At 68.7% G+C, this 13,534-nt stretch carries 12 protein-coding genes; 9 read left to right on the top strand and 3 right to left on the bottom strand.

What is annotated here, in order from left to right; all coding sequences use genetic code 11:
* The first annotated feature begins 132 nt into the window (after positions 1–132).
* The 7 genes from glgX to ACYVOK_RS24755 all read left to right on the top strand — a co-directional run bounded on the left by glgX (position 133) and on the right by ACYVOK_RS24755 (position 6,408).
* Positions 133–2,217 carry a glycogen debranching protein GlgX gene (glgX, locus tag ACYVOK_RS24785; protein WP_460664927.1) on the top strand — a complete coding sequence of 695 codons (2,085 nt, stop codon included), beginning with the start codon at positions 133–135 and terminating at the stop codon, positions 2,215–2,217.
* A 60-nt stretch (positions 2,218–2,277) separates the two neighbouring features.
* The gene (locus ACYVOK_RS24780; RefSeq protein ID WP_460664926.1) at positions 2,278–3,045 is read left to right on the top strand and encodes an SGNH/GDSL hydrolase family protein; all 768 of its coding nucleotides are present in this window, start codon (positions 2,278–2,280) and stop codon (positions 3,043–3,045) included.
* A 28-nt stretch (positions 3,046–3,073) separates the two neighbouring features.
* On the top strand, positions 3,074–3,484 hold the full coding sequence (locus ACYVOK_RS24775) for a MarR family winged helix-turn-helix transcriptional regulator (protein WP_460664925.1): 411 nt from the start codon (positions 3,074–3,076) through the stop codon (positions 3,482–3,484).
* Positions 3,481–3,867 (top strand): hypothetical protein, encoded by a 387-nt coding sequence (locus tag ACYVOK_RS24770; protein ID WP_460664924.1) that lies wholly within the window; start codon positions 3,481–3,483, stop codon positions 3,865–3,867. Before ACYVOK_RS24775 ends, ACYVOK_RS24770 begins: the two co-directional genes overlap by 4 nt.
* Before the next feature lie 112 nt (positions 3,868–3,979).
* The gene (locus ACYVOK_RS24765; protein WP_460664923.1) at positions 3,980–4,807 is read left to right on the top strand and encodes a MerR family transcriptional regulator; all 828 of its coding nucleotides are present in this window, start codon (positions 3,980–3,982) and stop codon (positions 4,805–4,807) included.
* Positions 4,807–5,691, top strand: a complete 885-nt coding sequence (locus ACYVOK_RS24760) for a transglutaminase-like domain-containing protein (protein WP_460664922.1) — start codon at positions 4,807–4,809, stop codon at positions 5,689–5,691. Before ACYVOK_RS24765 ends, ACYVOK_RS24760 begins: the two co-directional genes overlap by 1 nt.
* Positions 5,692–5,853: 162 nt before the next feature.
* Positions 5,854–6,408, top strand: coding sequence for a DUF2269 family protein (locus tag ACYVOK_RS24755; RefSeq protein ID WP_460664921.1), 555 nt, complete (start codon positions 5,854–5,856; stop codon positions 6,406–6,408).
* A 24-nt stretch (positions 6,409–6,432) separates the two neighbouring features.
* Here ACYVOK_RS24755 and glgP read toward each other — a convergent pair whose 3' ends face one another.
* Entirely contained in the window at positions 6,433–9,042 is a 2,610-nt protein-coding gene (gene glgP, locus ACYVOK_RS24750) for an alpha-glucan family phosphorylase (RefSeq protein ID WP_460664920.1), read from the bottom strand.
* A 265-nt stretch (positions 9,043–9,307) separates the two neighbouring features.
* On the opposite strand from glgP, the gene ACYVOK_RS24745 reads away from it, so the two are divergent.
* Positions 9,308–11,296: an alpha-1,4-glucan--maltose-1-phosphate maltosyltransferase gene (locus tag ACYVOK_RS24745; RefSeq protein ID WP_460664919.1), complete on the top strand. Its 1,989-nt coding sequence runs from the start codon at positions 9,308–9,310 to the stop codon at positions 11,294–11,296.
* Between the two features lie 106 nt (positions 11,297–11,402).
* Positions 11,403–11,741 (top strand): hypothetical protein, encoded by a 339-nt coding sequence (locus ACYVOK_RS24740; protein ID WP_460664918.1) that lies wholly within the window; start codon positions 11,403–11,405, stop codon positions 11,739–11,741.
* On the opposite strand, the gene ACYVOK_RS24735 is transcribed toward ACYVOK_RS24740, so the two are convergent.
* Together ACYVOK_RS24735 and ACYVOK_RS24730 are read right to left on the bottom strand one after the other, a co-directional pair.
* Positions 11,710–12,870, bottom strand: coding sequence for a threonine synthase (locus tag ACYVOK_RS24735; protein ID WP_460664917.1), 1,161 nt, complete (start codon positions 12,868–12,870; stop codon positions 11,710–11,712). The two genes, ACYVOK_RS24740 and ACYVOK_RS24735, sit on opposite strands and share 32 nt — an antisense overlap.
* An 11-nt stretch (positions 12,871–12,881) precedes the next feature.
* A complete protein-coding gene (locus tag ACYVOK_RS24730) occupies positions 12,882–13,487 on the bottom strand; it encodes a winged helix-turn-helix domain-containing protein (protein ID WP_460664916.1) in 606 nt (201 codons plus the stop codon).
* Between the last annotated feature and the right edge of the window lie 47 nt (positions 13,488–13,534).

Below are 13,534 nucleotides of genomic sequence, written 5' to 3'. Positions count from 1 at the left end.
CGCTGCTGCTGGAGTCCGGAATTTAGTAACGATCCTTGCGTATCATTGCGCACAGGCGTTCGCAACTACCGTCTCACGAACATAACCACCTCAGTTATCGATAACCCACCCCGGACTGTGCAGAATGTGCCGGTGACCGAAGCGACCGCCGCCCCGAGTGCTCTCGACACCGGACTCCAACCGGGGGCAGTGGTCCAGACCGATGGGACGACCTTCACCCTCTGGGCCCCGTCGGCCGAGCGGGTCGAACTCGCGCTGATCGCGGACGACGGCAGCCAGCGCAACCTCGACCTGACCCACACCGGCGAGTTCTGGACCGGGTTCGTCCCGGGAGTGGGCCATGGGCAACGGTACGGCTACCGCGTGCACGGTCCGTTCGACCCGTCCCACGGGCTGCGGTTCAACCCGTCCAAGCTGCTGCTCGACCCGTACGCGCGGGCGGTCGACGGCACCCTCGACTATTCCAGTCCGCTGATCTACGACTCCTCCGACGGCGACTCCGCCGGACATGTCCCGGTGGGCGTGGTGGTCGCCCCGTCGGACCCGCCGCCCCCCATCAGCCGGCCGGTGCACTGGGGCGAGACGGTCATCTACGAGTTGCACACCAAGGGGTTCACCAAGCTGCATCCCGGCGTACCCGAGCATCAGCGCGGGACGTACGCCGGTCTGGCGCATCCCGCGGTGATCGACTATCTGGTCGACCTCGGTGTCACGTCGGTCGAACTGCTGCCGATCCACCACTTCCTCACCGAACCGGCGATCGCGGCCCGTGGCCTGCCGAACTACTGGGGGTACAACAGCCTCGGGTTCTTCGCTCCGCACGCGCCGTACTCGTCGTCGGGTTCGCGCGGTGAGCAGGTCGCGGAGTTCAAGGCGATGGTGGCCGCGTTCCATGCCGCCGGCATCGAGGTGATCCTCGACGTGGTCTACAACCACACCGCCGAGGGCGGCTTCGACGGGCCGACGCTGAGCTTCCGCGGCATCGACAACCGGGCGTACTACCGGCTCGGTCACGGCGGGACGATGTACGACGTCACCGGCACCGGCAACTCGGTCAACACCGCGCACCCGCAGGTCCGCCGGCTGGTGATGGACTCGCTGCGGTACTGGGTCGAGGAGATGGGCGTCGACGGGTTCCGGTTCGACCTGGCCGTGACCCTGATCCGCAACGAACGGCACGAGGTGGACACGGTCGACCATCCGTTCCTGGCCGAGGTCGCGGCCGATCCGGTACTCGGCCGGGTCAAGCTGATCTCGGAGCCGTGGGACATCGGTCCGTTCGGCTACCAGGTCGGCAACTTCGGCCCCCCGTGGTCGGAGTGGAACGGCAAGTTCCGCGACAGCGTGCGCGACGTCTGGCGCAACACCTCCGACGGCGTCAAGGACCTGGCCTACCGCCTGTCCGGTTCGAGCGACCTGTACGGCGACGACGGGCGGTACCCGTACGCCTCGATCAACTTCGTCACCGCGCACGACGGGTTCACCCTGCGCGACCTGGTCAGCTACAACCACAAGCACAACGAGGACAACCACGAGGACAACCGCGACGGCACCGACGACAACCGGTCCTGGAACTGCGGCGTCGAGGGCGAGACCGACGACCGGGCCGTGATCGCGCTGCGCAAACGGCAGATGGCGAATCTGATGTCCACGCTGATCCTGTCGACCGGCGTACCGATGATCACCGCCGGCGACGAGTGCGGACGGACTCAGCTCGGCAACAACAACGCGTACTGCCAGGACAGCGAGATCTCCTGGTTCGACTGGTCGCTGCCCGAGGCCTGGTCCGACCATCTGGAGCTGACGAAGAAGCTGATCGCCTTGCGGGCGGCTCACCCCGTGCTGCGGCAATGGCACTACTTCTCCGGCGAGCCCGTCGTACCGGGTGGGCGCAAGGACCTGTCCTGGATCGCTCCGCACGGTGGCGAGATGACCGAGGCGGACTGGTACGACGGGAACCTCCGGACGATCGGGATGTTCCTGGCCGGTGACGCGCTCCGGGCGACCGATGCCGAGGGCAACGCGCTGACCGACAGCTCGTTCCTGCTCGCGCTGAACGCGACGCCGGAGACGCGGCAGGTCGTCGTACCCGATGCCTCCTGGGCGCCGGCGTACGAGGTCGTCCTCGACACCAGCAACTCGATGGTCACCGAGGTCGAGGCCGGTGCCACGGTTCCACTGGCGCCGCGCTGCCTGGTGCTGCTGCGCGCACTCTGAGCTCGTTAACCTTCCTGCAGTACATTCACCGGTCACCTTCTGTTCATCCGTGGGGGACCGATGTTGTTGCTGCGCCGAGAGGTCCGGGAACGTACGACGCCGATCGGTGCGCTGCACAGAGCGGTGACGCGGTTGGGCGTGGCCGAGCGGACGACGTCGCGTCATGCGTTCCTGCGGTGGGTCGACGGGGTCGCGTACGTGGACGTGCAGGCCCGGACCTACGCGGATTTCTGGACCCGGCAGAACGAGGAGGCGCTCGCCGCTGAGGGGCCGTTGTGGGTCGTGCTCGGGGACTCGACCGCGCAGGGGCTCGGCGCGTCGTCGCCGTTGCACGGGTACGTCGGCCAGGTGCTGAACGCACTGCGCCGGACGGGCCGTCCGTGGCGTGTGGTCAACCTGTCCCGGTCCGGTGCGCAGACCCGCCACGTGCTGGAGGACCAGCTTCCGTTGGCCGAACGACTCGACGCCGACCTGGTGACCTGCGGGATCGGCAACAACGACATCCTCGCCACCCCGCCCAAGCGGTTCCGCGGCCAGTTGCGCGAGTTGATCGGCCGGCTGCCGGCCACGTCCGTGGTGATGGACCTGACCGTTCCCGACCGCTTCTGGACCGTCGGCGGCGTGTGCAGCCCGTACGTCGCCGGGCTCAACCGTTTCATCAGCACCACCGCGACCGCCCGCGGCCTCCCCGTCGCCGAGGTCTCCCGCCACGCCCGCCCACCGTGGCGCGGCCTGCTCGCCCCGGACAGCTTCCACCCGAACAACCTCGGGTACCGCCGCCACGCCGACGCGCTCCTCGCCGTACTGGCTGGGAAAATCACTGGGTAATTACTACGGATCCGGATAATCTGGATCCGTGGAAAATGAACTGGTGTTGGTGGTGCTGCAGCGAGCCACGCATGCGACGTTGCAGGTGCTGGGAACGGAGCTGGCCGATCTGGGACTGACGGCCTCCGAGTTGAACGTGCTGGCGAACCTGGCCGACGGGCGCGGACGGACCGTGTCGGAGCTCGGGGCCGCGGCCGGGGTTCGGCCGACGACGTTGACCGGCGTACTGGATCGGCTGGAGCAGAAGGGCCACATCAAGCGAGCGCCGCGACCGGGTGATCGGCGGGCGGTGGAGATCTCGCTGACGACTGTTGGTGTGAAGAGCGCCGGGCGGGTGCAGCGGGCGTTTGCGGAGTTGGAAGGGCGGGCGCTGGCGGGGATCGCGCCCGGCGCGGTGAATCAGGCACGGCGGGTGCTGACGGCCTTGGGGGCGGTGTGAGTACGTTCGACGAGTTGATGGGTGAGGTGATGGCCACCGCTGAGCGGTTCGGGCATCGGGAGCATGTGAAGCTCACGTGGCTCGCCGTACGGCGGTGTGGGACGGCTGCTGCGGTCGACCTGATCAGTGACGGGATCCAGCGGACTGCGCGGTACGCCGGGGCGCCGCAGAAGTACAACGCGACGGTGAGCCGGGCGTGGGTGGAGCTGACCGCGTACCACATGGCCGAGGCGCCCGACGAGACCTTCGACGAGCTACTGAAGCGCAACCCGGGCTTGCTGGACAAGCGTCTGCTGACCCGCTTCTACCATTCCCGCACCCTTGCTTCCCCAGCCGCACGACATGGTTGGGTCGAGCCAGACCTACAGGCGTTCCCCACCTGACCCCCCCGCACCCCGAGCGAAGCGGGCGAGGCGTCCCCTCATCCCCGCCCCGAGCGGAGCGAGGGGCGGACTGGCTTTACCTTGCCCCAAGGGCAAGGGGTTTGATGGTCGCGTGTTGACGATCAGCGAGTTCGGGCGCCGTACCGGGCTCTCGCACAAGGCCTTGCGGTTGTACGACGTGTCCGGGCTGCTCCCACCCGCGCAGGTCGACCCGTCGAACGGTTACCGCCTGTACGACGAGGAGCAACTCGAACGCGCCCGCCGGATCAGTGTGCTGCGGCAACTCGACATGCCGCTGACCACGATCGCCGAAGTTCTGGCGGGGTCGGACGAACAGGCACTGATCCGGCTGGACCGATGGTGGGCCGCCGAGGAGGCGACCACCGCGGCACGACGCGCCACCCTGGAGTACCTGCGGGACCGCCTCTCGCGATCCGGAACCCCGGGACTGTCACCGCGTCCGGTGCTGACCCGCGACGTACCCGAGACGAAGGTCGCCACCATCCGGCAGGACACCGACCAGCAGTCGCTGATCGGGGTGATCGTGACCTCGACCGACGACATCCGCCGGTACCTCGGGTCCGCCGGGGCGACGCTGACCGGTGAGTCGTGGGTGATCTACCACGGTGCCGTGACGCCGGAGGCCGAGGCGACCGTCGAGGTGTGCGTGCCGTTCGGGGGACTCGTCGATCCGTCCGGGCCGATCGCGATCCGGGTCGAACCGGCGCATCGGGAGGCGTACTGCACGATCACCATGGACGAATGCGTGTACCCGCGGATCATGCTCGCCTACGACCTGGTCGGTGACTGGGTCCGGTCGACCGGAGTGGGGACCGCCGGGCCGCCGCGTGAGGTCTACCTGCCCGACTGTCACCTGATCCCCCGCGATCAGCCGGCCGTCGACATCGCCCAGCCGATTCTTCGTGGAAGGAAGCCCTGATGGACTATGTGGTTCAGACGGAGTACAGCGACCCAGGTGTGCACGCCGGGTTGTACGACGCCTTGCCGGACGACATCCCCGGGATCGCGGCTGTGGTCCGCAACCTGCTCATCCACTACCGCGCCGGCGGGATCGAGTTCACCGGCGAGCGGCTGGCGGAAATCGACCACCGGTGGGTCGCATCGATACTGACGACGGATCGGAAACGCAACGGTACGCCGCTCGCCGAGCCGCGCGAGCCGGCCGACCGGATCGTCGGGTGCTGCCGCGATTACACCCTGATGTTCGTGTCAGCCCTTCGACACAAGGGGATTCCGGCCCGGAGCCGGATCGGGTTCGGCGACTACTTCGCTCAGGGTTTCAACCACGACCACGTCGTCGCGGAGTATTGGAACGGCGACCGCTGGGTGATGATCGACGCACAGATGGATCCGGCCGACGAGGGCTTCCCCTTCGACGTCCAGGATATGCCGGCCGGGCCGTTCCGGTCCGCCGCCGAGGTGTGGCTGGGCTACCGGTCCGGCGAACTCGACGGCGACACCTTCGGCGCCGACCCCAACCCGGACGCCCCGCTGCGGCTCCACGGCGGCTGGTTCATCCGCAACTACGTCCACTACCAGCTCGCCCATCTCCAGGGCGACGAGCTCTTGCTCTGGGACAACTGGGGCACCATGTCGGACACCCTGGAGGGCGCCGATGTCGACCTCACCGACGAGATCGCCCGGCTCTTGGTTGCCTCAGACAACGGAGACGAAACCGCCACCAAAGAACTGGCCACCCGCTACCAGTCCGACCCTGCCCTGAGACCCACCGGCCGCTCCTACATCACCTCCCCCACCGGCGCCCCGCACAGGTGGGTGGACCTGGTACGCCCGGCGGCGTAGGCGACTGACACCCACGCGGCATCACCCACCAGGCGAACCGACCGCGGTTCACCGTCAGGTACGTCGGATGCTGTACGTCCAATGCCTTCGTCGGGACGACGCGCGCCATGGCCCGGGCGGCTCAGGATCGTAGTAAGTGATCCGAGCGGACGGGAGAAGGAGATGAGTAGCGCAACGCTGGAGGCGACGACGGCGGCGGCGAGGCCGTGGCGGTTGGGCGGGAGGACGCGGAAGGCGGTGCTGGTGCTGCACATCGCGTCGGTCGGTTCGTGGTTCGGTATCGACGTGGTGATGGCGGTGCTGACGTTCACCGCGCTCGGGACCGACAGCGAGAGCACCAAGGCGTTGTGCTTCCGGGTGCTCGAACTGGTGACGGTGTGGCCGATGACGGTGTCCGGGCTCGTCTGCCTGGTGACCGGCGTACTCCTGGCGGTGGGCAGCAAGTACGGCCTGACGAAGTACTGGTGGGTCGTGGTGAAGCTGTTCCTCAACCTGCTGCTGAGCGCGCTGGTGCTGGTGTCGCTGCGACCGGGCGTGGCCGAGATCGCCGACCGCGCCGAAGCCGGAGACCTCGGCATCCCCCTCGGCGACATGATCTACCCGCCGATCGTCTCGCCGACCCTGCTGACGTTCGCGATCGTGCTGTCGGTCTTCAAACCCTGGGGTCTGCTCCGCAGGAGGAAGCGGACGGAGAACGCGCAAGGCCCCGCCTGGTGAGGCAGGCGGGGCCTTGGCGCGCGGTCAGAACTCGGAGCCGACCGGCAGGTCCGGAGTGGACGGGTCCTCCGGGTCGGACGGGCCGGCGGCGAGGCCGAGCTCGGCCGGGCTCGCCAGGCCCGAGTGCTTCGGGACGACGCGGACGGTGTAGCCGAACGGGCCGGTCCGGTCCAGCTTCAGCTCACCTTCGTACCGGTGCCGGTTGCCGTCGTACGTCTCCGCCAGCGACAGCGACGCCCGGACCGGGTCGGTGATCTCGTCGTTGGAGTCGACCCGGCCGTGCACCACCTCGACGTCGATGTCGTTCGGCGTCAGGTCGCCGAGTGCCGCGAAGGCCCGGATGCCGACGTTCGTGCCGAGCTGCGGTACGTCGCCGAGGCCCTGGAGCTCGACGTGGTCGACCCGAATCTGCGGCCAGGCCGCCCGGACCTTCTTCTTCCACGCGGCCAGTTCGCGCGCACCGTCGTACGTCGCGTTGAGCGATCGCGACGAGTGCGCCGACGGGACGTACAGCCGCTCGACGTAGTCGCGGACCATCCGGGTGGCCAGCACCTTCGGGCCGAGCTCCTTGATCGTGTGCCGCAGCATCTCGATCCATCGAGAAGGCTGCCCCGGCTCCGCGTCATAGAACCGCGGCGCGACCTGCTTCTCGATCAGGTCGTACAGCGCGTGCGCCTCGAGGTCGTCGCGCCGGTCGGTGTCCTCGATCCCCTCCGCGGACGGGATCGCCCAGCCGAACTCGTCGTCGTACCACTCGTCCCACCAGCCGTCGCGGATGGACAGGTTGAGCGCACCGTTCAGCGCCGCCTTCATCCCGGACGTGCCGCACGCCTCGTACGGGCGCAGCGGGTTGTTCAGCCACACGTCGCAGCCCGGGTACATCGGCTGAGCCAGCGCGATGTCGTAGTCCGGCACGAACACGATCCGGTGCCGCACCTCCGGGTCGTCGGCGAACCGGACCATCTCCTGGATCAGCTTCTTGCCGCCCTCGTCGTGCGGGTGCGCCTTGCCGGCGATGACGATCTGGATCGGCCGCTCCGGGTGCAGCAGCAGCGCCTTCAGCCGGGCCGGGTCGCTCAGCATCAGCGTCAGCCGCTTGTACGACGGAACCCGCCGGGCGAAGCCCACGGTCAGGACGTCGGGGTCGAGGATCGAGTCGACCCAGCCGAGCTCGGCCTCGCTGGCACCGCGGTTCAGCCACGACTGCCGGACCCGGGCCCGGGTGTCGTCGATGAACCGCTGCCGCAGCATCCGCTTGGTTTCCCAGATCTGCGCGTCGGTGGCCTGGTCCAGGCCCGCGAAGATCCCGTCGCCGTCGAAGGCCGCGGTGTCGGTGGTCGCCCGCGTCAGGTCGTTGATCTCCCGCGCCACCCAGGTCGGCGCGTGCACGCCGTTGGTGATCGAGGTGATCGGTACGTCGGTGGCGTCGAAGCTCGGCCACAACCCGGAGAACATCCCGCGGCTGACCACACCGTGCAGCTTCGAGACGCCGTTGGCGCGCTGGGCCAGCCGCAGGCCCATGATCGCCATGTTGAACACACCGGGGTCGCCGCCCTCGAAGTCCTCGGCGCCGAGCTCGAGGATCCGGTCGACCGGGACGCCCTCACCGAACGCGTCCGGCGAGAAGTGCTGCTGGATCAGCTCGACCGGGAACCGGTCGATACCGGCCGGCACCGGGGTGTGGGTGGTGAACACGGTGCCGCCGCGGGCCACCTCGAGCGCGGTGTCGAAGTCGAGGCCCTGGTCGGCGGCCAGCTCGCGGATCCGCTCGATGCCGAGGAAGCCGGCGTGGCCCTCGTTGGTGTGGAACACCTCGGGCGCCGGGTGACCGGTGATCCGGCAGAAGGCGCGGACCGCGCGGACGCCGCCGACGCCGAGGAGCAGCTCCTGGAGCAGTCGGTGCTCGGTCGAACCGCCGTACAGCCGGTCGGTCACCTCGCGCTCGGCCGGCTCGTTCTCCTCCATGTCGGAGTCGAGCATCAGCAGCGGCACCCGGCCGACCTGGGCGACCCAGATCTGGGCGTGCAGCTGCCGGTTGCCCGGCAGCGTCAGCGTGATGGTCGCCGGTGCGTCACCGTCGCGGAGCAGGCTGATCGGCAGCCCGTCCGGGTCCACCAGCGGGTAACGCTCCTGCTGCCAGCCCTCGCGGTTCAGCGACTGGGCGAAGTACCCGTGCCGGTACAGCAGGCCGACACCGATCAGCGGCACACCGAGGTCACTGGCCGCCTTGAGGTGGTCACCGGCCAGGATGCCGAGGCCGCCGGAGTACTGCGGCAGCACGTGGGTGATGCCGAACTCCGGGGAGAAGTACGCCACCGAGCTGACCGGCGAGCCTGCCTCGCTCTGGAACCACCGGTCGTCGGACACGTAGCCGTTCAGGTCGGCTACCGCCAGCTCGAGCCGGCGGAGGAAACCATGGTCGTTGGCCAGCTCGTCGAGCCGGGCCGCCGGGACCTCACCGAGAAGCTTGACCGGGTCACCGCCGGTGCTCCGCCACAGCTGCGGGTCGACCGCCTCGAAGACGTCCTGCGTCTCGGGGTGCCAGGCCCAGCGGAGGTTGTTCACCAGGGTGCCCAGGCCGGTCAGCTGCTCGGGCAGGACAGGGCGGACGGAGAATCGTCGTATCGCTCGCACCGGGACACCGTACAAGCCCCCGGCCCGCAGAGCACGCCCGGGATGCATCGATCTTGCAACACGAGCAAGATTTTGCAGAGACCTTTCCGGGGAGTGGTCACCGGTGTTCCACGCTGTGGAACGAACCGTGTCCGGACCGTGCGGACGGAAACTGCACTGCATGTCACCCGGTGTGCCTGGGAACCGATAACGTCAGTCCTGTAGTTCTCCAGGTACGTTCCCCATCCGCCGGATCCGATTCGGAAAGCGAAGGTTCGTCTACGCCATGACTGGGCGCATCCCGATCACCGACGTCAGCCCGACCGTCGACGCCGGAGCGTATCCGGCCAAGGCCGCCGTCGGCGAGACGTTCACCATCGCCGCCACGGTGTTCCGCGAGGGCCACGACGCGGTGAACGCGAACGTCGTGCTGACCTCACCGTCGGGACAGACGAGACGGATGCTGATGACCCCGGTCGGGCAGGGCACCGACCGGTGGACCGTCGACGTGACGCTGCACGAGCAGGGCGCGTGGACGTTCGCGATCGAGGGCTGGAGCGACCCGTACGGGACCTGGCGGCACAACGCCGAGATCAAGGTGCCGGCCGGGATCGACGTGGACCTGATGTTCGCCGAGGGCGCCGCGTTCTTCGACCGAGCCGCCGCCGGCGTGCCCCCCGTCGTACGGGCGGACCGGGCGACGCTGAGCGACGCCGCGCAGGCACTGGCCAACGGCGCGCTGCCGCCGGAGGCCCGGCTGGCCGCGGGGATCTCGCCGCAGGTCCGGGCCGCGCTCGGGCGTTACCCGGTGCGTGAGCTGATCACCTCGTCCGAGACCTACCCGGTGTGGGTCGACCGGCAGCGGGCGCTGTACGGCAGCTGGTACGAGTTCTTCCCGCGCTCGGAGGGTGCGAAGTACGACGAGGAGACCGGGAAGTGGACCTCGGGCAACTTCCGGACCGCGGCGAAGCGGCTGGAAGCGGTCGCCCGGATGGGCTTCGACATCATCTACGTGCCGCCGATCCACCCGATCGGTCACTCGTTCCGCAAGGGCCCGAACAACACCCTCGACCCGAAGCCGGGTGACCCTGGGTCGCCGTGGGCGATCGGCTCGGAGGACGGCGGGCACGACGCGATCCACCCCGAGCTCGGCACCTTCGAGGACTTCGAGTACTTCGTCGGCCGCGCCCGCGAGCTCGGTCTCGAGGTCGCCATCGACCTGGCCCTGCAGGCGTCACCGGACCACCCGTGGGTCAAGGAGCACCCGAAGTGGTTCTCGGTCCGGGCGGACGGCTCGATCGCGTACGCCGAGAACCCGCCGAAGAAGTACCAGGACATCTACCCGATCAACTTCGACAACGACCCCGAGGGCATCTACGCCGAGGTGCTGCGGATCGTCCGGCTGTGGATCTCGCACGGGGTGACCGTGTTCCGGGTCGACAACCCGCACACCAAGCCGGTCAACTTCTGGGAGTACCTGCTCGGCGAGATCCGCAAGACCGACCCGGACGTGGTGTTCCTGTCCGAGGCGTTCACCCGGCGGCCGATGATGCGCGAACTGGCCAAGGTCGGGTTCCACCAGTCGTACACGTACTTCACCTGGCGCAACGAGAAGTGGGAGCTGGAGGAGTACCTGCAGGAGCTGACCAAGGAGTCCGCGCACTACCTGCGGGCGAACTTCTTCGTCAACACGCCGGACATCCTGACCGCGTACCTGCAGTACGGCGGTCCGGGCGCCTTCAAGATCCGGGCCGCGATCGCGTCGACGTCGTCACCGACCTGGGGTGTGTACGCCGGATACGAGTTGTTCGAGCACGTCGCGCTGCGGCCGGGGTCGGAGGAGTACCTCGACACCGAGAAGTTCCAGTTCCGTCCGCGGGACTGGGAGGCGGCCGAACGCGAGGGCCGCACGCTGGCGCCGTACCTGACGCTGCTGAACAACATCCGCCGCCGGCACCCGGCCCTGCAGCAGTTGCGCAACCTGCACCTGCACACGGTCGAGGACGACGCGATCATGTGCTACTCGAAGCGGATCACCGGGCCGGACGGGCACAGCGACACGGTCATCGTGGTGGTGAACACCGACCCGCATTCGGTCCGCGAGTCGATGGTCCACCTCGACATGGCCGCGCTCGGCATGCGCCCCGAGGACACCTTCACCGTGTACGACGAGATCACCGGCTCCACCTGGCGCTGGGGCCGGGACAACTACGTCAAACTCGACCCCAACGGCGACCCCGCCCACATCCTCGCCGTCCGCCGCGGCCAGGCCTGACCTGATCCGTGAGATCCTCTCCCCCACGGCGAAGTGGGGGAAGAGGATGCCCGTTCTCGAACGACTCTCGGCGGAGACCCGTCGCAGAACCGGTTGGCTCGCCCCGGTGATCGCCGGACGGGCTGCCGGGTCGATCGCACCCGGCTCGGGTGAGGTGGTCGACGGTACCGCTGAGTTGTGGTACGGCGGGCTCGGGCTGGCCGGTGTACTGGTCGGCGTGTTGTGGCAGTGGTTCAGTCCACGGGATCTGGCCGAGCGATTGCTCCTGGCCGGCGCCGCGTTCTCGCTGTTCTGTGTCCTTCTCGTGCTGCCGATCGACGGCGAGCTGCGGGAGGACCAGTACGTGCTGTATTTCGGTCTTGGCACCGTGACCGGTCTGGTCCTCGCCACCTGGTGGGAGAGAGCCAGGTCCATTAAGACAGGGGAACAGTCTCCGGGTACTTGAGGCCGAGGCCGGTGTTCAGGGCGATGACCTGGTCGTCGGGGTGGATCCAGCCGGTGGTGCGGAGGTGGCGGACGGCGGTGAGGGTGGCGGCGCCTTCGGGGCAGACGAAGGTGCCTTCCAGCTCGGCGAGCCGGTGCTGCTCGGCCAGGATCGACTCGTCGTCGACGGCAACGGCACAGCCGCCGGTGTCCGCGATCGCCCGCAGGACGAGGAAGTCGCCGAGCGCCTTCGGCACGGTGATGCCGAAGGCAACCGTCTTCGCATCCGGCCACGGCTCGCTCTCCGGCAGGCCCTTCTCCCACGCCCGGACGATCGGCGCGCAGCCGGTGGACTGGACGGCGACCAGGCGTGGCAGCGGGCCGTCGACCCAGCCGAGCTCGCGCAGCTCGGTCAACGCCTTCCAGATGCCGATGATGCCGACCCCGCCGCCGGTCGGGTAGAGGATGACGTCGGGCAGCCGCCAGCCGAGCTGCTCGGCGATCTCCAGGCCCATCGTCTTCTTGCCCTCGATCCGGTACGGCTCCTTCAACGTCGAGACGTCGAAGTACCCCTGCTGCTCGCGGATGTACGCCGCCGCGTCACCGATCAGCCCGTCGACCAGGTGCAACCGCGCCCCGACGACCTTCACCTCGCGCCGGCAGATCTCCGGTGCCGCGACCGGCATCGCGATCAACGCCTCCATCCCGGCCCGCGCGGCGTACGCGGCCCAGGCGGACCCGGCGTTCCCGTTGGTCGGCATCGCGATCCGCCGTACGCCGAGCTCGTACGCCCGTGACACCCCGACCGCCGCACCGCGCGCCTTGAACGTGCCGGTCGGGATCAGCCCTTCGTCCTTCATCAGCAGCCGTTCGACCCCGATCTCCCGCCCGTACCGCGGCAACGGCAGCAAGGGAGTCATCCCCTCCCCCAGCGTCACCACGTTCTCTCGCGAACGGACCGGCAACAGCTCGTGATACCGCCACAGGTCCGGCGGCCGCGCGGCCAGTTCGTCCTTGGTCAGGCTCACCGACGGTACGTCGTACCGCACCAGCAGAGGTGATCCACACGGGCACAGCCCGATCACCTGATCGGCGTCGTGCGTCCGGCCGCACTTCGGGCACTCCAGATGGCTCAGCGCTGAGAACGTCACACCTGGTGAACCTACCCCGCGCGCAGATTCGTGATCGTGGGGCGTTGGTGGTCGGTGAGGCGGAAACCAGTGCCGCGGACCGCGTCGATGGTGACCGTGGTGCCAAGGTCGTCGAGTTTGCGGCGGAGGCGTTTCACCACCGAGTGGATGTCGGCCGTGCCGCGGAGGTGCCGGTTGCGCCAGACGGTCTGGTGCAGGGCGTCGTACGTCCAGACCCGCACCGGCGCCGACATCAGCCGGGTGAGCAGGTCGTGCTCCAACTCGGTGAGCTGGACCTCACGACCACCCCACCGGGCGACGGATCGGATCCGGTCGACGGTGAGTGCGTCGGCGTCGGGCTCAAGCGTGGACGCTCTCACTGCCGGCGAGCCGAGCTCCGCGGGATCCGGCGGCTCGGAACGTTCGGATGCCGGCGGCGGTGATGGCGAGGGCTCCAACAGCTTGCGCAGTTCCTCGAGGCTGGAGACGAGCAGCAACGGCGCGACGTCGTCGACGAGTTCGGCGAGCCGGACACGCTCCTCCGGGGAGGCTGCCACCGCAATCAGCAGCGGGAACGGCTTCCGGTCGGTCGTGGTCAGATCGACGTCCGCAGGGGCGGGAACACGGGCGGTGACCATCTGATCACGATGTCAACCCTGCCTCGGATCGTCAACGAACTGACAAC

It is taken from the genome of Kribbella swartbergensis, from assembly GCF_054784135.1.
Note: the sequence above shows the minus strand (reverse complement) of the source record. Positions and strands in the feature narration are given on the sequence as shown.

Coding starts and splice junctions, on each gene's coding strand:
- ACYVOK_RS24730 (WP_460664916.1), bottom strand. CDS start 13,487: ATGGTCACCGCCCGTGTTCCCGCCCCTGCGGACGTCGATCTGACCACG.
- ACYVOK_RS24755 (WP_460664921.1), top strand. CDS start 5,854: ATGAGTAGCGCAACGCTGGAGGCGACGACGGCGGCGGCGAGGCCGTGG.
- ACYVOK_RS24745 (WP_460664919.1), top strand. CDS start 9,308: ATGACTGGGCGCATCCCGATCACCGACGTCAGCCCGACCGTCGACGCC.
- ACYVOK_RS24780 (WP_460664926.1), top strand. CDS start 2,278: ATGTTGTTGCTGCGCCGAGAGGTCCGGGAACGTACGACGCCGATCGGT.
- ACYVOK_RS24760 (WP_460664922.1), top strand. CDS start 4,807: ATGGACTATGTGGTTCAGACGGAGTACAGCGACCCAGGTGTGCACGCC.